The organism is Parendozoicomonas callyspongiae (genome assembly GCF_023502345.1).
In the GTDB taxonomy this organism is placed as follows: domain Bacteria; phylum Pseudomonadota; class Gammaproteobacteria; order Pseudomonadales; family Endozoicomonadaceae; genus Sansalvadorimonas; species Sansalvadorimonas callyspongiae.
This window is the reverse complement of record NZ_JAMFLX010000002.1, coordinates 256,345-274,720: the sequence shown is the minus strand read 5'-3', so window position 1 is coordinate 274,720 and position 18,376 is coordinate 256,345. Positions and strand designations below refer to the sequence as shown.

Genomic DNA, 18,376 nt, shown 5'->3' with positions numbered 1-18,376 from the left:
AGACTACTAATGACTCTTTAACCACACAAACATATCTTAGTTCCAAACGCCCAGTCCTGAGTCGCACTGACTTGACCCAGAAGCTTCAAGCCAGAAACATCCAAGAAATTTCAGTAGATGATCGCGTAAATCCATTAGATGAAGCTTATACCACTCACTATCAGTCGATGGTTGGTACCGACGGATATGTTCCCCCTAATATAGTTGTAAGTTGTCATAGGGCAGATTCACTTAAAGGCCACTGTGGATGGGGTGATCTTGCTTTTGGCAGAAAAATGAGTGAGGCAATGTTGCGGCGGTTTCCTGATACAACAGTAACTCTGATAGGTGGTGCCAAGATAGAGCCACAGCAGCGTCGAATTGCTGAAGAAATTCTGAATGTTCAAGGCGTAAAATCCGTTTTTATTGACGAAAAAGAACCTCACCACGATATGAAGGGGGGCGAAGCTAAGCATGCTGTTGAACAAGCAGATGTCGTTATTGTCGGGCCATCTGAGGTGGTTGAAGAGATAGCTGATGTACTTAGTGAAAACACTGTTCATATAACAGAGTATGCAAGCAATACATGCCTGAATAACCCTCGTAGCGAAAAGCCTGTAACAACGGGGATTTTTGGTGCTGGTGTATTTGTCGAACAAAATCCGCTTATCACCCGTACCCCAAAAAGCGCCATTTTAGAAAAATTTGTGGGCAACCATATTGAACATTGTGGTTTTGAGCGTCCTTCAAATGGATTGTATTTTACCTATAACTCTCATGACCCTATTGGGACAGCACTTTCTCTTGCGCAAATTCATGAAGATACACTTGGCAATATTAAACTTGTGTGTCGATTGGGGCGAGAAGATAGAGGGAAAGGTCTGCTGGAGAGTGGAAACGATGAGGCTTTTCTAAAAAACCTTGGTAAAAAGGGAATAGAAAAAGTTGTAATTGTGCATAAGGGTGAAGAAAAAGTTCATAGCACTGGAGCTGTTTCCTCAGAGGGAAAGACACTATTCCTTATAGATCCGTTTCCTTTAGCTGGTGAAGATATCCACCTTCTGGTTGATGGGAGTGGTCCTATTATCGGTACTACAGGAGATATCAGTTTTTCTGAAGTTATCGCATGCGGAAAGTTACCAATTCCCCACGAGACGCAAAAATATGAATTGAAAAGAGACTTAATGTCATTATCAGTAGCAATTCTTGGAGCAGATCATCCTTTAATTAGGTATCTAGCTTTAACTTCGAGTATGCATTCATTATCACCTTATATTCTCAGAAGAGTGTATAGCACTAAACCAGATTGTGACATGGCCAAAGGCTCCAAAAAGATTGCTGCATTACTCAAAAATGAGGATGAGCGTTTACAGATCCAGGAGGGAATAGAAGTTGTGTTAAGTGTTTTGCGTACCCATTACAATTTGGAAAAATACCTCCACACTCAGGTATGCAAAACCTTACTTCATCGACAGTTCCCAGAGCTGACGGACTTCCACAAACAACTCGTGGAAAACCAATGCTTAACTCAGCAGGAAAAAAAAGCGCAACTTGCTGAGTTTATGCAATTAGTTCGGAGTTCAAGACGAATGGATGAACAACTAAAATGAAGGCGCATTCAGCCATGTAAGCATTTCGTATGGAAAACGGGAATTTTCTATTTTTGGCCCTTTAAAACAATGGGTTAACCGCGATGTGGGTCTGAAAAGGGTAAGTATTCGGTGAACCCATGTCATATCCCCAGTTTTCAAGGGCTGTAGCAACATAGTTACTTCGTACCAAAAAAAAGAACTCCTCTGGTACCAAGGGATTGCGAGCTCAGCAAATGGGTTCACCGAATGTTTACATTTGATGGCCATACCTCCGATTCTTATCTAAAAGCGGTCTCAAAATTTCTGCATAGCGGCTATTCAGCAAGAACTACCGGATTGCCGTTTACGGGGTGGGGCAGAATGCAGACATCTATATCCAGTAACTGCTTCAGCAACTCTTTGGTTAATACTTTCTCGGGTTTACCATGAGCCTGCAGTCTGCCTTTCGATAAAAGAACCAGACGATCGGCGTACTGGCTGGCCAGGTTCAGATCGTGAAGAATCACCACGACTGCTACCCGGTGCCTGGCAAACTCTCGGGCAATGCGCAGGGTCTGATGCTGGTGGGCCGGATCAAGGGCTGATGTCGGTTCATCCAGAAGCAGAAGACGTGCGCCCTGCTCCGGCTCTGTCCAGATCTGAACCAGAACCCTGGCCAGATGAACCCGTTGCTTCTCACCTCCCGACAAGGTTGTATAGTTGCGGTCCTGAAGATGCCAGGCATCAACCTTTTCCAGGGCTTCCTTCACATACTGGTCATTCTGTTCACTGCTTGTGCTACAGGGGGAACGACCCAGCAGAACAACTTCCTGCACGGTAAAAGGAAAATTCAGGGAAGAAGACTGAGGCAGAATACCAACGACCTGGGCACGTTGTTCAGGAGCCCAGTACTGTACCGGGGTGCCGTGAAGAAGAACGTTGCCACTATCAGGTTTCAGTTCGTCGGTGATAACCCTGAACAGGGTGGTTTTACCCGCACCATTAGGGCCGAGTATCGCCACAACTTCTCCGGGTTCAGCCAAGAAAGAGACATCCTCCAGAAGCTGATGGTTTCCAAGGCGAACAGAAACATTTTTGACGTCAAGTCCGTCCATGATTACCCGATCCTGTTTCTCTGCTGCCACAGCAGCGACATAAAGAAAGGCGCACCCAAAAGCGCAGTGACAATACCAATAGGCAGTTCAGCAGGCGTAACGATAACCCGGGCGATAACATCAGCCAGTGTCAGCAAGGAACCACCCAGCAGGGCTGAAGCAGTCAGCAGATAGCGGTGATCCGGACCTATCGTCATACGGACAAGGTGCGGAACAACCAGCCCGACAAAACCGATCATTCCGGATACAGAGACAGCAATTCCCACACCAAGTGCGGTCAGAATAATCAGGCGTACTTTCAGATTCTGAATATTAAAACCCAGATGTCTCGCTTCCGATTCCCCCAACAGCAGTGCATTCAGACCTTTTGCCTGGGCTATAAGAAAAAGCTGTATACCCAGCATAATGGGAATTATCACCAGCAGCTGTTTCCAGGTTGCACCTCCCAGACTGCCCATCTGCCAGAAGGTCAGATTGCGCAACATGGTATCGTCAGAGATATAAGTCAGAATGCCCATACCCGCCCCACTCAGGGCACCAATGGCAATACCGGCCAGCAACATGGTGGCAACCGACGACCCATGACTGGTTGTTCCGATCTTGTAAACCAGCAGCGTGGCACCAAAACCGCCTAGAAATGCCAAAAATGGCACGGTATAAATCTGCAGAGTTAACACAAAGGCAACCGGAAGCATTCCCACCAGGATAATGCCAACCCCGGCTCCCAGAGCTGCACCGCTGGATACACCAATAATGCTTGGATCGGCCAGTGGGTTTCTGAATAACCCCTGCATGGCACCACCACAGACGGCAAGTGTACTGCCTACCAGTATTCCCAAAAGAGTTCTTGGCAATCGGATAACTTCAATCACCATCTGGCTTTGTGACCCGGCACCTTCATCAGAAGCGAACCCGAGCCACTTCTGCAGCAGCTGAAGAAAATCAGCCAGCGACACCGGAACGGCGCCGATGGAAATGGATAAAACAATAGTTGCTGGCAAAATCATTGCCAGTGCAGCCATAAATAAACGTGCTCTGCTTTCCCTGGTCATCACGGCTTCGCTGTCGGTTCCATTATATACATCTGTTTTGCCAGTTTAAGAGCCACCTCGCCAATACGGGGGCCAAGACCAGCCTGAATAACGCTGCCATCAATAATAAACATCTGCCTGTTTCTTCCTGCCGATGTTGCTTTCAATCCAGACATCAGTTTCAGCACGGCATCCAGATCCTTCTCTTTGCGGACAGTGTCGACTGGCTGACAACAATTACATCCGAAGCCATTAAAAGCAGAGGCTCACTGGAAACAGGCTTGTATCCGTCAAAATTTCTGGCAGCCGGATTACTGGCACTAGCCATTTCAATCAGATTGTTAACCGTGGTTTTGTTTCCTGCCAGCAACGGTATACCGGAATGTACCATCATTCACCTTTTCGACGGGGCTGGCAGTGACCAGAAAATGTCCCGTAAAAAGATGAAGAGGCAAAAGCTGATAGAATACATTGCAACACTGGAGTCTTGCACTATACGCTCGCACACACGGAAATGTCGCTGTAGTTGCACTGGCAAATAAGTTAGCACGTATTGCTTGGGCTTTTCTGACAAAACAGACCACTACAGAGCAGTTTGAGATTAGCTCAAGCAAGTATTTGAAATAGCTCCGACAATTAATTGCGAAGAGAATGTATTTGATCAGCCTGAAATCTGGTACTGCCTAATGACTTAACAGAGAACCGTAGTTACCTGTTAGCCATGTATCACTGGAAGTTTTCTATGATTTTTGGGTTGATACACTCACGCAGAAATTGATTCATGGGAGCCATATTGCCGGAGCTGTAGAATTCAAGCATGAACTGGTTGAATTCTTTCTGTCTTTTGGCTGGAACATTAATAATGGGGTAACCGGCTTCAAGAAGAATTCCATTCATCATGAACCTGCCCATGCGTTTATTCACATCCCAAAAGAGCTGTGCCCTTGCCATTCTCAGAAAGGCGGTAACTGCCCGATCATAGATGTCATTGCATGAACTCACTTCCTTTTCAATGTCAGCCCAGATTTGATCCAGTTCTTTAGGAGAAGGTGGTTCATAACTTGAACCACTGATAGTTACGTTACCAGTACGAAATGCTCCCCACGCTAAAGCTTCTTCTTTACAAGCAATTTTATGAATGTCTAAAGCGACTGGTTTTGAAAAAGAAAAGGCATTGTCTGATACCAGCTTAAAAAGGTGTTTCCATGCATCAGCCTGGTTTAGAGCCATGTTCTGATCGCTGATTTTGTGACCACCAACAGTTATCCCGTCCAGAAGCGTCTGCACCTCTGGTAAGGTCATCGCTACACCTTCAAGATTTACAGCATCATAAACGAGGGACGGAACATCACGAACGGCAAGCTGCTTGGCCATCGCAGGATTGGGATTCATTCCCCAAACTGTGTCTTTTGCCGTTATCATTGGCGTTTCTCAGGAATTCTATGGAAATTCTTATCATTATATCCGGATGAGCATTTCTCGTCATTCTGGGCTGGTGCCTGAGTATGCTCCTGAAGGATATCCCGAAATGCCTGAGAGCAATATTGGCTACCCCTGTCACTGTGGATTATGAACAGGCTCTTAGAGAGGTGTCCATAACTACTGCCCCGCATCACTGTTCCGCAAAGAAGTAGGGATGACACCCAAAAAATTCAGGGACAGAAGCCCAGCTTCAGCAGGAAGCGAGTTTTGGCATTTTGGCCTAACATAGTACCTTTAATTTTTGCGGAGTTGTTTATTATGCCAATGCCTGCTGCCCGAGCTGGTGATATGCACATGTGCCCAATGCAGACACCCGGTCCGGTTCCTGTTCCTCATGTCGGTGGCCCGCTGGCCCCCATGCCCTCGACTGTTATGATCGGGAAGCTGCCTGCTGCAACTGCTGGTCAACCCGGTGTCTGCGTTGGTCCCCCAGATGCAGTGCCGATGGGCAGTACAACTGTTTTAATTACAAAACGTCCAGCATTAAGGCTGGGGGACTCAAGCAGCCATGGCGGTACTATTGTTATGGGTTGTCCAACGGTAATGATCGGCTAGATTCCCATGATAAGGTTCAAATTCAAAAATAAAGCACCTCTATTTTTTTTATTACTGCTGCTCTCAGCATGCGGTACCTTTAAGCGTGAACAAAAGCAACCTACTCTTGAACTCACCATATCAACCAGTCAGGGAATAAATCCAGGGATAGACTACCCAAGTAACCCTGTTTTTCTGCGTATATATCAGCTGGCAGGTTATGAATATTTTCAGCAGGCACGGTTTCTGGAGTTATACAGAGGAAGCGCTTCACAGGCTTTGGGAAACCAGCTTGTTTTGGAACACCCGCAGATTGTTCTCAAACCTGGCGAGACAGCAACTTATAAGTTTACTGTTCAACCGCAGACAGCCTTCGTCGGAGCATTTGTGCAATTCCACCAGTTTGAAGGTGCCACAAACAAGGCCTGGATTCCCATCAGCAGAGAACCCGGCAAACAAAACAGAGTGAACCTATTCATCTCAGGCTTAACCGTCAAAATTGAGAGTGGCAAATAAGACAAACTATCAGGCTTAAGCGGATATGCTGCCAATTAATTTATCATCGTGATTCCTCCTTTTGCCATCACCATGGCATCCCCCTTGAGCTCAGCTAAAGTGCTTGCTGCAATCTGCACAATAAGCCCTTTCAAAGCCGCTTGAGCAGTGGCCTCCTGTTTGATATTCAGAGCTTTCAGCTCCATAACTGTTTTTGCATCCAGAGTGACCTTCATACCATTGATAGCAATACCAGAAGGTGTCAACTGAATTTCAGAACTCCCGGCCTTTAACGTGATACCCTGTGGAGCCTCAATGGTGACCTTGGTTTTTGCCTTAAAACTACCCTCTTTCCCATCAAGAGTAATCGCATCTTTAGACTTAAATTCTGCCGCCTTGGTTACATCAAAACTCAGGGCATCATCTGTCTTGACTGAAACTGCCTTTTTGGTTTCCACCGCAAGTGCTCCTTCAAGAGAACACTCAGCATCTTCCTTAACAGAAACCTTGCTGGTTTTCTCGATTTCCAGTGTATGCTCGGCTGTGACCTTTGTTGTTAGATTGTTTTTTACTTCAATATTCATATCTTTCTGAGCCTGAACAAAAAGCTCTTCACTGTCTTTCGTATCAGTTAATCTTAATATGTGCCCGTCTTCCTTACCCCCATCTGGCGTTGAACGTGTTACCAGCTGTATAACTTCTGCATTTGTTTCTGGCGGTTTGTTGGCTCCATTATGCAACGTGCCAATGATAACCGGACGATCCGGATCACCATCAAGAAATGATACAACGACCTCCTGCCCCGTTCTCGGAAGAATATGAGTTCCAAATCCAGTACCAGCCAGAGAACGCATAACCGGAAGCCAGCAGGGTGTTTCTGCATCTTTATCCCAATGAAAAACAACCTGAACTTTGGCCTGATCATCAGAAGCACACTCTTTATCATCGGCATTTTTAACCAGTGCACTGTGTACACCCGCAAGCTGCGGTCTTGGACAGACAGCTGGTCGCAGAGGAAGCTCAACTGGCTGAAGCTGCAGATCACACACGTAGCTATAATTTGCCGATGCGTTTGTTATTTCTGCATCTGGCGTACGGATAGAATGCTCGACACTGGTGATAACGTATTCTCTGTTTTGTTTGGGATCAGAGTGACCTTCCAGAGAGAACTTCATGCCAGCATTAAAACCGGGAATGGTTGTGGATGTTATGACGCTGCTGCTGGCGCAATCATCCCTTTCAGCCTGTCGTTCAGCCCAGGTATTCAAAGCATCCTCATCTTGTAACTGGCCCTCCCAGACATGGCCAGCCGCCAGAAGACCATGGGTATTACTGCCTGCTGGTGACACAGACTTGCCGTGTATAGCTTTGGCCCTTTCCGAATCCCATGAACTGGCTTGTTGTGAAGCGGCTCCCAAGGAATAAAGCGGCTCCCAGTTTGTCAGGCTTGGTTGATCAGACTTTTCCAGGGGAGGCAGACGCATCGTGCTGTGCGGCGCATCAGAAAATTCACTGTTTGTGGTGCAGATAATCATTTCATGGGCTGATTCTGCCTGCGAAAAATAGTATGACAACCCTTCTTCACTGAGCAACCTGGTCAGAAACTGTTGATCTGTCTCATTGGCCTGCGTACAGATTTTTCTCTTGGAAGCAGGCTTAGTACAAAATCGAAAAGGGTGTTCAAAAGAGTATTCCGATAACACTTTATCAAAGATTTCACTGACATCAGCATCCTGAAAAATCCGGTAATGCGGTGCGCGTGACAAAAGATCAAACCAGCTGCATATTTTGAGCTGATAGACGTAGTGCTGGGTCATTATTCCCGGAGTCACTGCCTGTATGCTTTCGACCAGACCATGAAAGTAATAGCAGGTGTTCCCGTCTGACTGCTTCGGCTGAAATTTAATTTTCAGTGCTTTACCTAGAATCTGGTCTGCATCAAGTCGTTCCCGGCATAGGAGTTGAAGCTGGGAGGAAAGTGGATTATTGACAGCATGGTGAAAAACCATGCCCCGGCAGACATGAATTGTGCCATTGCAGTCTTCCGCTGTTAAAACACGTCCGACAGCAGAAAGCTCACCCATTAGAACCTGACTCTCAGAAATTATTGATTTAAGTAACCAGTAGTAAAGTAGATTACCCTAACGCAAAACGTATAGTTATCTTTCTTACAACGTCGTGTGCCGTACGCAAGCTATCCATTACGCAGAATCTTGTTACTGGAAAACTTCTAAAAGATGAACCACGCTTTCCATCACTCTCAGAGTGCGGCTGATGTCGTTTTATTTAAGACAGGCACTACCTTTTTAAAGGAAAGAAAATATAAACAGTGCTGTATTTAGCAAAAAAATATAAGACGTCGCCCGCATTTCTCTAGACTGAACTCATTTCTACAGGAGCCGCAGTATGCCTAACTGGGAACTTCAAGCTATTGAGATGGAAAGGGTGATAGCTGACCTGAAGGGGAAAAAAGTACACACCTTTGATCAAACAGCCATAGAACATAGGCTGGATACAACGGGAGCGGGCCTTCCTGATGACGCTAAGGGTGGTCAGTGTTTCGCTTACAGCACCTATTTTCTTGAGTGCGAGTGCGACTGGCAGGATTTCACCGATGATGTCGCTAACAATAAAGCAGTAAGGAGCAAGATCAGAGGATATCAGCAGCTGCTTTGCGCCCGGGGAATTCAGGTCTGGAATATGACGACACATAGCAGCGCACATACGGATCTTTTTTACAGAGCCGCTCATGATTTGGCCGCCATAATTTTAAAGAGGCAAGGTGCTTTCCTCATATCTGATAAAAAGCCCGATATCTGCAAGTTTATTAACAATCAGCCGTCGGGCTCTATGTTTCTATTTCAAATAAGTACCCCAGGTTCTTCTCATGCAATTGCCTTTCGCAAAAAGACAAGCGAATTTATTTTTTTTGAGCCAAACTATTACATCGCCACCTTTCCCATTAACTATGCACATGACATGATTGAACGGTATATGAATGACGCTTGGTCAGATGCCAGCTATTATTTCGCTTCATGTTTCTCTGTTTAGGCCACTCCATGTTTCACACAACATTCTGTTGTCACGTAGTACACAACATTCTGTTGTCACGTAGTTGGCTTGTGGTTCGAGTACTATGCCCCTACCAACCCGAAACAGAATATGAAACGTACAGTGACGTTATGATGAAATACTTAAAATCACATGCAAATCTTCAAATCTCCATCCTGTTATTTGGTCTGCTCTGTTTTATGTCGGCCCAAGCGACAGGATGGATATGCGAAGATGGGCACATTAGTAACCTTACTACAGCGATATGTCCAAAATGCGGAAAAGACCAGCTTGACAGCCAGCTATGGAACATACCTATTGATGAAATTTTGCAACCGAATGCAAGCACAGCATCACCTCTGAATTTATACAAATCATGCTTTGAATATATTGATTCCCTTAGAAAAAGCCGTTCATATCAAAAAAGAAATAGCAAGATTGAGCTGAAAACGCCTGATGCAAATGCATTTACTCGCGCCATTACTGACCAGGAAAAAGCCTTAATGCCAACCCTGTTGGTATTGGCCCACAGACAAAATCCTGTTAGTGACGATTATGAAAGCAACCTTGAAAATTTATTTGAGGAAGTGCAAGCGGGCAGGCTCCCGGAAGTAACAGATGAACTCAACAGTAGTCTCGGTGGTGATTTAAAATCAGCTTTAGATATCCTCAGTAAATGGATGGTAGCAATAGATCCTGCCGCTACCGCTTTACTTGAAGTGGCGGCAAAACCGACAACCCAGCTTTTGGAACCACTGGACATTAAAAATGATCCCGCACAGGACTTAGTGGTAATAAAAGATGGAATTCCAGCGCCGTATAAAATTGTTCGCATAACAGGCACGGGGACAGCGATCCAGCTATACAGATCAGAAAGCACTGGTGATTATAGCTTTCATTTAGGAGCTATTAGTATAAAAAATCTAACCGCTTCTGATCTTTTTGGGCTATTTGATTACCTGCAAGAAAATAGTGAGTTTTCTGAACAACAAGAACAAGTGAATGGTTTGCAACTCTCTCCCCCCGCCCGCTTTCAGACCGAGCCTATTACCAGCGATGAGAATCCCCAAGCAGGGTCTCAAATAATCAAAATAACAAATGCAGGCACAGGCACATTAAAGTAATAACATACATTATGACTTTGAATAATAACGGTATCGATAAAACCATTAAATTGTGCCAGTTATCTCAACTGGCTATTGATCTGGCTGAAAACGCACAAGCGCATCAAGAGTTTATCAACTGTTTGCTTGAGCATCAGTGTTACCGTGACTGTATTGACTTTATGGCACATGCCCTCGAAAAAGACAAAGCTATATGCTGGGGGTTTGAATGTCAGCAAAGCGTTGCTGCAAACCATAACCCTAAAGAAGCCCGCTTAATGGACCTGATTAGTGAGTGGCTCAACTCACCAACTGATGAAAACCGGCGTATGCATGAATCCAGCCTTGACACTATTGGTGTTGGTTCGCCTGTCGCGTGGCTATCTATGGCCATATTCTGGAGTGGCGGAAGCCTGACCCCTGTTGGATCTGCCGTTGTTGAAGCACAACCCTTTATGACAGGCCACGCCGTTTCTGGCTCACAATTGCTGACGATCTATGATCAAGATGCAAAATATCAGGATAAGCGGTTCCATCTTTTTATCGAGAAAGGCGCGCAACTCATCAGTCATAGTAAACGTCACAATGCCACTAATGATCAACCCCAGGATAGGGGCTGGGGGTCATTAGACTAAGCTAACGGTTAATGCCCACCTTCACAGGAATACAGTGTCACCTTCTGCAATATTACCGAAAAATGTGAGGTTGTGATGTCTGACGAGTATCAGCTTCTTATCCAGGAACTTTGGGAATTGCTGGATAGTGACCAGCATGAATTTCGCATGACAACCAGCAGTGCCAAATATGATCAATTTCGTCCCATGCTTCGTGTAGCTCAGAAAAGTCTTAGCGACTGGATAGATGAGCCCGACGAACAGGCGAGAACCGCACTGGCTTTAGATAATGCTCTTGCCTGGCAAACGCTGTTCGAATGGCTGGTTACGGCTATGAAAAGCGGAGACTGGAACCCGGAATGGCTTGGATGGTGCTGTTACGGCTTGCTGTTTGGGCCATCTCCCTTGGAGCATCATAACAATATGCTTGAAGTTATCCTGCTCTGGATTGAAAAACATAAACAGCCCGAAACATCTGATCAACAAAGAGCCTACTCTGCATGTTTCCAAAAAATGGAAGCAATTTATTGCGATAGTCAGGGTGAGCCGCTGATTCTGGTACCAATAAGGATGATTCCTCTAACAGGCCACGTGGGCTATGCAGAATTATCCAGTTACAGCCAGGAGCAACTGACGGAGCTTCGAGATGAAATCGGCTCCCCAGGCTTGCAAAATATGGAAGCAATGAGAAAGCTGGTCACCCAGGCCAGGTTGCTTTACCAGAAAATTTTTCAAATTTCACAGAAAAAAGAACATCCGTTACCCATCAACATGGTAGAGACCGAACTGACATCTATCTCAAACCTGATGACAGCCATAATTGGTGACAGCGGCATTGAACTGCCAGAGTCAAGCGAAGCTGAGCAGCAACATACGCCAGATGTCGTCTCTCAATCTCTGAATGAACTTAATGAAACAGCCTCCTCAAGCGAAACGACTTCCTCACTGGCGACAGCAATTCCTTCAATCGACAATATACAAACCATGCCTCAAAACAGAGATCAGGCCCGAGCAATTCTCAAGACGCTGGTGCAATTTTTTCAGGCCACTGAACCATTAAGCCCCGTTCCCTACCTACTGGATAAAGCCTTACGCTGGACGGGATATACCTTACCACAGTTGTTAACGTACGAACTGAAAACAGATTCAGAAACAAGGTCAAGGTTATGTCAGCATCTCGGTTTGCATGAACTTTCTGGCAAACACACAAATTCTGTCTAAGCTTGCGCTCTGGGTTCAGCTCCATTTGCAACTGTTACAGTTGAGCGACTCTGTGGGTACGTGGGTACGTGGGAATGCGTGCTTGTGAGTTCGTCAGTATATTAGCCGTAATAATTTGGGATATGTTATGTCAAACCTGTATATGACGATCAGCAACAGTCAGGAAAATTTAAAAGGCGTCAGCGATATAAAGATACAAGGCGGGCGTGATGTTGCTGAGAAAAGTTGGATACCTATCTCATCTGCCGGGACCGTAGTTGTCAGGGGGGTGCAGATGGGGGTTGGTAAGCCCTTACAGGATACAGGCAAAGTAGACCTGCGCCCTTACACAATAACCAGATCAGTAGACAGGGCGACTGAAATCTTGAGAAGCCTCGTGTATCAGACCGAAAAGGTTGGATTTGATCTGACTATTGTACAGACGATGCAGGCTGGAAAAATTGACAAAGGATTTCATGTTCATCATCAGATTGATCTGTTCAATTGCAGGTTTGCAAGTTATGAGGAATCGATTATTGATGACCAACTAGGAATGGAAACTATAGTGGTTGCTTACCAAAAGATTCAGGAAGAAAACTACTTTGCCAAACCAGGTGATGATGAGCCGGCAACATCGCATGGCCCTATTGATTATGATATCGAAACAGGGGCTGCATCATCGGTTATTGCAGCCAAGTAATTGGCACATAAAAAATTGGTTATTAATTATGGCACTTGATTCACAGCATAAGCGTATTCGCAAAAACAGAGTTAGCATTACCTATGATGTTGAAACACTTGGCTCATCTGAGAAAAAGGAGTTGCCTTTTGTAGTTGGTGTTATTGGCAATTATTCCGGGGAATGCCCTGATGATGCCAAAGTTCCTATTGAAGAACGGGAATTTATTAATGTCACGAAAGATAACTTTAATAAGGTCATGAAGCGAATTGGACCTCAGTTAAATATTGAAGTTGAAAACACCTTATCAAAGGAAGAAGATGCCGATGCTCTTGTATGTTCATTAAAATTTGAATCGATAAAGGATTTTTCACCACCTCATTTAATTACCCAGATACCTGAGTTAAATCAACTAGTCAGTATCCGTAACCAATTACTGGTATTGCTTGGCAAGGCTGACCGGTCACGTGCTTTAGAGAAGGAACTTAAAGATCTACTGCAGAGCAATGATAATGTTCAGAGCCTCGCTACTGAGCTTGGTGTTGAATCAGGTTAAAATCATAATTGCCAAATAATTAGTTATTACCACAAAACCTCAGAATATACTCATCTCAATTGATTTTTGAGTTAAATACAATGGTCGATCCAAAAGAATCAGATGCTTCTGGTAGTTTCACTGAAGTAGATCCCGAACGGGAAGAATCATTACTTAATGAAATACTGTCTTCTGCAGAAGACAGCCGACTGCGGCGTTTAACATTGGCCAGAGGGCAGGCCGGCGTTGAAGAGGTAAAGAGCCTATTTCAGGTTCTTGCAAGCCAGGCACTTGATGGCACTGTTACCTGGAACCGTAATCTTACGGACACTATACGTGACGCAGTTAGAAAGATAGATGAGACAGTATCCAACCAATTACGAAAAGTGTATCAGGCTGATAACTTTCGAGACCTTGAAGGTCGATGGCTTGGTTTTCAGAAACTGGTTAAAGAAAGTGAGCTTGGTAATGACCTGAAAATAAAATTAATGGACATTTCCAAAGACGAAATACTGGATCAGTTTGACAGTGCTCCAGCCATTGACAGAAGTGTTTTTTTTAACACAATTTACCAACATGAATACGGTACTGCCGGCGGAGAACCCTATAGCGTAATGCTTGCAGATTATTATATGGGGTTTGGTGCGCGTGATGTAAACCTGATGCGCTACCTGGGTGAAGTAGGAGCCGCTTCCCATTGCCCAGTGATAACAGCTACAAAACCCGATATGTTCGGATTAGCAGACTTTAAAGGATTTGCAGAAGGGCGACCAATTGCCTCGGGGTTCAGTTCACCGGCTTATGCTTCCTGGAACTCCCTGCGTGACAGTAATGATGCGCATTACCTTGTGATGACTATGCCCCGGGTTCTGGCAAGAATGCCCTATGGTTTGGACAACCCCGTGTCAGAATTTGAATTTAACGAAATTAAGAAAAAAGAAAATAACTTATATGATCTGGATTCAAACAGAGACTTTGTCTGGAATAATGCCTGCTATGAATTCGGCTTAAGGATGACTGAAGCATACTATAAATTCGGCTGGTGTACGGCAATTCGAGGAATGGAAAATGGCGGCAAAGTTGAAAACCTGCCTAATTTCACCTACGACTCTGAAGCAGGTGATATTATCCAGCAGTGTCCGGTCGAAGTAAATTTAACTGACGAGCAGGAGAAGGAACTCAGCGATTTAGGATTTCTTCCTTTAATTCATTACAAATCCAGAGACTTTGCAGTTTTTATTGGTGCGCAGACAATCCAAAAACCGAAGAGATACACTAACCCCGACGCAACAGCCAATGCAGAAATTTCGGCCAGGCTGCCATATGTTATGGCTAGCTCGCGGATTGCGCACTACATGAAGGTAATGGGTCGCGATATGATTGGCTCCAGCATGACCCCAGCGGACGTGCAGACCTCATTAACAAATTGGCTGAACATATATACAAACGCTAATGCCGTTGGAAATGAAGCGCGTGCAAAGTATCCTTTAAGTGAATCAAAGGTGTCTGTTATTGAGCAGCCCGGCAGGCCGGGCTGCTATTCGGCTGTAGCTTACCTGAAACCCTGGCTTCAACTTGAAGAGTTGACTACATCCCTGCGAACTGTAGCCTCAATTCCTGGTTAAATAAGTACCTGATATCTGTATGTTCGATTCATTAACTACTCAGCAGTCAAAGCTCTATCAGTTAATTATTCGCATAAATGATTTAATTAACAAACAAGTAAGTACTATTGTAAAATCTCAGGAATTTAAATTGCTTTGGGCAACATGGTACGGGCTTTTTTATCTAGCATCAGACGCAAATGAAGGTCAGGCTGTCATCAGAATTCTTAACATGTCGTGGCCTGAATTAATTACTGATATTACTATGAAATCACATAAAAATTCACGCCTGTATCATCTTCTTCATGGGAGGGAGCTTGATAGCCATGGAGGAGAACCTTTTGGACTGATATCTGTAAATTACAACCTGTCTATACCTGACCAACCTTTAGCTGAAAAAGTCATTTCTTCAATGGCAGACCTTGGGCTTGAAGCTCTCTGCCCATTTTTGTTTGACCTGGACGAGACTTGGTTAACCCCTCAGAATGAAATACTTGCTTATAGTAAAGCGCGCCTTGATCGATTCTACGAAAATGATTCAATGATGAAATTTCGACGGCTTCGGACAAAACAGTCAAGCCGTTTTATTGGGATCGTATGGCCGGGTATCTATATCACTCCATCTAATTTTGAAAGCTGGGACAGGGTCCCGCACCAAAGACCTGTAATAGGAGGATCCATAGCCCTTTTGGCGTGCGTTCTGCGTGAGTATAATCTCTTTGGCTGGTTTTCCGGGCTACAGGCTTGGGGAAATGAAACCCCGGGGGGAGCTATTCTTCCCCCTGCCAGCTCAGGTGGTCCTGAACCCTGGCTGGTCCTGACAGAGGCTCTTGAAGAGCAATATGACAGCCTTGGAATAATCCCTCTCGCAACGACCTGGTATGAGCATTATCCTGCTTTTTTTAGCCAGACCATGCTGTATTTTGGCCAAGACCAATATATGAAAACTGTAACGCTATGTTGCATGCTTATGGTTTGCCGAATAGGGCATTACCTGAAAGTTATTTTAAGGAAGTATATTGGTGTAACCAAGTCAGCTTCCGAGTGCCAGTGGGAACTAAATAGCTGGCTAAATCAGTACTGCGGAGGAGCTTCCGTTAAAACTCGTGAGTACCTTTCCAAATACCCTCTACAACGTGCAAGAGTTGAGATATCACCCTCACTAGAAGAAGTTGGCCATTACAAAGCTACAGTCACAATACAACCCAGCCTTCCCCCCAATGTTGTGACTGGAGAGATTGTTATTCATATCTCATATAAGCAGGATCGGGATGATTGAATTATTTACAGAACCCAAAAGGCCTGAGCTGGAGCACGTTAAAGCGTGTGTTATAAATTCGTTGTCAGCTCTGTTATCGACACGAGCACCAGTTGTTTCGGCCAGTAAGGCATCTTCTATCCCATTACTTGGCTATGGAGTTCCGTGCTGGCAGTACCCGACTTGTGACTTGGAAGAAATAGGTGAGGAACTCACTCGACGAATAGAACATCATATCCATAAATTGGAAAAGGTAGTTGTCAAACCGCTCAGTTTATCAGCCAAAAGGGGTGTAGGTTTCGTTGTAGAAGGTTGGATTTATGTTAACCGTGATTATGTCCACATAAGACACATTATTTAATTATGAATATCTGGCAGTTTCTTCGTGAAAAAAATAACTTTCAGAGCTACGTAGAGCAGGAAATAGATTTCCTGAAGTCTTATTTAAGGAATTTTGCTCAGCTTTACCCTGACATTGCTGAAAAAATTGGTATTACCGGAGGCCTGCCAACAGATACGGATATGACCTTACTGCTGCAGGGTATGGCACATCTTACAGCGGGTCTAAACCAGAGAGTTGACGACGGTTATAGTGACATCTGTCGCCAACTGCTGGATATTATGGCACAGGATCTGATGGCACCACTCCCTGCGGTAGCGGTTTCCGAGTTTACAACCTTACAAAACGATCAATCTGTAGTACTTAAAAAAGGCACCCGCTTCTCTATACAAGGTGATAGAAAGACTTACGATGCAGTTTGCCCCGTTGACATTAACATTTCGCCATGGTCTGTTGAATATGTTGACCTTAATCGTGGTCCTTTTCCCACCAATAAGCAGATTTGCCCCTCGGCAGGAGCCGGGCTCCACCTTACCCTGGCTCCACTTCAACCCGGACTGACTCCGGCTGAAAGTAATTTGAGCAGGCTTATGTTTTACATGGATCCTAATGCAGCACAGGCCAATGTGTTATTTGACCTGTTAATGGGTCACTTAACATCAATTATTATCAGTATTGGGGGTGAATTATATGAACTGGACTCAGAATGTCTGACGGTTTCAGGCCTGTCAGACAAATGGTGGATATTGCCTGATCAGAATATGGTTTTTCCCGGATTACGCTTGTTACAGGAATTTTTTGCTTATCCCAACTGCTTTCGTTTTATTTCGCTGGACATAGAAGTTATCGCCTCACAAGGTAGAAGCTTACCATTAGAAATCTGGTTCTTACTGGAAGATGCTCCAACAACTCTGATTGGTAATATTGGCGCACAACATATTCGCTTAAACTGTTTTCCACTTATTAACACTTTTTCAACTCGTTTAGGACCACAGGTTCTAGATCACCAGCAAATTTTGCTCCCCCTTGACTCCGGGACTGTATATCCTGACTGCCGGGTCTACAGTATTCAGCAGGTGACGAATATATCTACCCCCAGCAACCCACAAACAGTTCCATGCACTCATAATTATGAACCTCAAAGTGATGCTTTAGGTTGGACTATGATACGGCAGAAGGATAGTGATGCCTTATTATTTTCTGATACAAGACGGGATCGAAACAGTGCTGAACCAACCCCATTTGTCGTAGATGCACTTTGCTTTGACAGTGAGGCCAAGGGCTTTATCCCAAATGCCCTTGCTGATTGTCACTCCAACATTTTTCCTGGAGCTGAAACGCGCCTTATTGATTCAGGTTATTCACTAAGAAGTCAAAGTCCACTTGATATGCAGTCTCCATGGAGTCTTATGTCTGCACTCATGCTGAACTGCCAAGCATTATTCAGAGATAGTAAAACGGCACAGAGACTCAACCATTTGCTGGGCTTGTTCTACTGTAGAGATTCAGGTATTGATAGTTCAATACTAACTGCAATAACAGACTTGGACTACAGTCAGGAAATTATGCCAGCGCAAAGTCAAGGTTGTTTCTATACTGCTCTTGGCTGTCGTTACTGGTTGAGGATCAATGAAAAGAGCATTCATGGTGTACCTGTCTTACTTTTCATCAATGTAATTGAACGGCTATTACGATACTGGCGCCCTTTTGGTGATTACACCAGTCTGACGGCTGGTTACACCAACGATGCAACATGGCGCTGGACTTTTAGTGAGAATTCCTGAG

General features: G+C 44.7%; 19 protein-coding genes. 13 read left to right on the top strand and 6 right to left on the bottom strand.

The genetic code is table 11. The features are described 5' to 3' along the window. Positions 1–1,589: hypothetical protein (locus M3P05_RS02640; protein WP_249697678.1), on the top strand; the 1,589-nt coding region annotated here is incomplete at its 5' end. Between the two features lie 296 nt (positions 1,590–1,885). On the opposite strand, the gene M3P05_RS02635 is transcribed toward M3P05_RS02640, so the two are convergent. From M3P05_RS02635 to M3P05_RS02615, 5 genes are all read right to left on the bottom strand, one after another. Further along, the gene (locus tag M3P05_RS02635) at positions 1,886–2,665 is read right to left on the bottom strand and encodes a heme ABC transporter ATP-binding protein (RefSeq protein WP_249697677.1); all 780 of its coding nucleotides are present in this window, start codon (positions 2,663–2,665) and stop codon (positions 1,886–1,888) included. A gap of 2 nt (positions 2,666–2,667) precedes the next feature. Then, on the bottom strand, positions 2,668–3,717 hold the full coding sequence (locus M3P05_RS02630) for a FecCD family ABC transporter permease (protein WP_249697676.1): 1,050 nt from the start codon (positions 3,715–3,717) through the stop codon (positions 2,668–2,670). Next, entirely contained in the window at positions 3,717–3,872 is a 156-nt protein-coding gene (locus tag M3P05_RS02625) for a hypothetical protein (protein WP_249697675.1), read from the bottom strand. The genes M3P05_RS02630 and M3P05_RS02625 overlap by 1 nt, the downstream gene beginning before the upstream one ends. A gap of 5 nt (positions 3,873–3,877) precedes the next feature. After that, positions 3,878–4,090 (bottom strand): TroA family protein, encoded by a 213-nt coding sequence (locus M3P05_RS02620; protein ID WP_249697674.1) that lies wholly within the window; start codon positions 4,088–4,090, stop codon positions 3,878–3,880. Between the two features lie 332 nt (positions 4,091–4,422). After that, positions 4,423–5,118: a Fic family protein gene (locus M3P05_RS02615; RefSeq protein ID WP_249697673.1), complete on the bottom strand. Its 696-nt coding sequence runs from the start codon at positions 5,116–5,118 to the stop codon at positions 4,423–4,425. Positions 5,119–5,436: 318 nt separating this feature from the next. On the opposite strand from M3P05_RS02615, the gene M3P05_RS02610 reads away from it, so the two are divergent. Both M3P05_RS02610 and tssJ read left to right on the top strand, forming a co-directional pair. Next, entirely contained in the window at positions 5,437–5,733 is a 297-nt protein-coding gene (locus M3P05_RS02610; protein WP_249697672.1) for a PAAR domain-containing protein, read from the top strand. Positions 5,734–5,739: 6 nt separating this feature from the next. Further along, complete coding sequence (tssJ, locus tag M3P05_RS21185; protein WP_408635850.1) at positions 5,740–6,228, top strand: type VI secretion system lipoprotein TssJ; 489 nt, start codon at positions 5,740–5,742, stop codon at positions 6,226–6,228. 35 nt (positions 6,229–6,263) lie between these two features. On the opposite strand, the gene M3P05_RS02605 is transcribed toward tssJ, so the two are convergent. Continuing rightward, positions 6,264–8,291, bottom strand: a complete 2,028-nt coding sequence (locus M3P05_RS02605) for a type VI secretion system Vgr family protein (protein WP_249697671.1) — start codon at positions 8,289–8,291, stop codon at positions 6,264–6,266. A 322-nt stretch (positions 8,292–8,613) separates the two neighbouring features. Between M3P05_RS02605 and M3P05_RS02600 the strand changes: the two genes are divergently transcribed. The 10 genes from M3P05_RS02600 to M3P05_RS02555 all read left to right on the top strand — a co-directional run bounded on the left by M3P05_RS02600 (position 8,614) and on the right by M3P05_RS02555 (position 18,375). Continuing rightward, positions 8,614–9,258, top strand: coding sequence for a YopT-type cysteine protease domain-containing protein (locus M3P05_RS02600; protein ID WP_249697670.1), 645 nt, complete (start codon positions 8,614–8,616; stop codon positions 9,256–9,258). Positions 9,259–9,389: 131 nt separating this feature from the next. Then, positions 9,390–10,382, top strand: coding sequence for a hypothetical protein (locus tag M3P05_RS02595; protein ID WP_249697669.1), 993 nt, complete (start codon positions 9,390–9,392; stop codon positions 10,380–10,382). An 11-nt stretch (positions 10,383–10,393) separates the two neighbouring features. Next, complete coding sequence (locus M3P05_RS02590; RefSeq protein WP_249697668.1) at positions 10,394–10,996, top strand: DUF6931 family protein; 603 nt, start codon at positions 10,394–10,396, stop codon at positions 10,994–10,996. A 75-nt stretch (positions 10,997–11,071) separates the two neighbouring features. After that, positions 11,072–12,196 (top strand): hypothetical protein, encoded by a 1,125-nt coding sequence (locus tag M3P05_RS02585; RefSeq protein ID WP_249697667.1) that lies wholly within the window; start codon positions 11,072–11,074, stop codon positions 12,194–12,196. Between the two features lie 127 nt (positions 12,197–12,323). Further along, positions 12,324–12,875, top strand: a complete 552-nt coding sequence (locus tag M3P05_RS02580; protein WP_249697666.1) for a type VI secretion system tube protein Hcp — start codon at positions 12,324–12,326, stop codon at positions 12,873–12,875. Positions 12,876–12,903: 28 nt separating this feature from the next. Beyond that, the gene (gene tssB, locus M3P05_RS02575) at positions 12,904–13,410 is read left to right on the top strand and encodes a type VI secretion system contractile sheath small subunit (RefSeq protein ID WP_249697665.1); all 507 of its coding nucleotides are present in this window, start codon (positions 12,904–12,906) and stop codon (positions 13,408–13,410) included. Between the two features lie 80 nt (positions 13,411–13,490). Further along, entirely contained in the window at positions 13,491–15,014 is a 1,524-nt protein-coding gene (gene tssC, locus M3P05_RS02570; protein WP_249697664.1) for a type VI secretion system contractile sheath large subunit, read from the top strand. Between the two features lie 19 nt (positions 15,015–15,033). Beyond that, positions 15,034–16,272, top strand: coding sequence for a type VI secretion system contractile sheath domain-containing protein (locus tag M3P05_RS02565; RefSeq protein ID WP_249697663.1), 1,239 nt, complete (start codon positions 15,034–15,036; stop codon positions 16,270–16,272). Next, on the top strand, positions 16,265–16,612 hold the full coding sequence (locus tag M3P05_RS02560) for a hypothetical protein (protein ID WP_249697662.1): 348 nt from the start codon (positions 16,265–16,267) through the stop codon (positions 16,610–16,612). The genes M3P05_RS02565 and M3P05_RS02560 overlap by 8 nt, the downstream gene beginning before the upstream one ends. A 2-nt stretch (positions 16,613–16,614) precedes the next feature. Beyond that, entirely contained in the window at positions 16,615–18,375 is a 1,761-nt protein-coding gene (locus M3P05_RS02555) for a type VI secretion system baseplate subunit TssF (protein WP_249697661.1), read from the top strand. The last annotated feature ends 1 nt before the right edge of the window (position 18,376 follow it).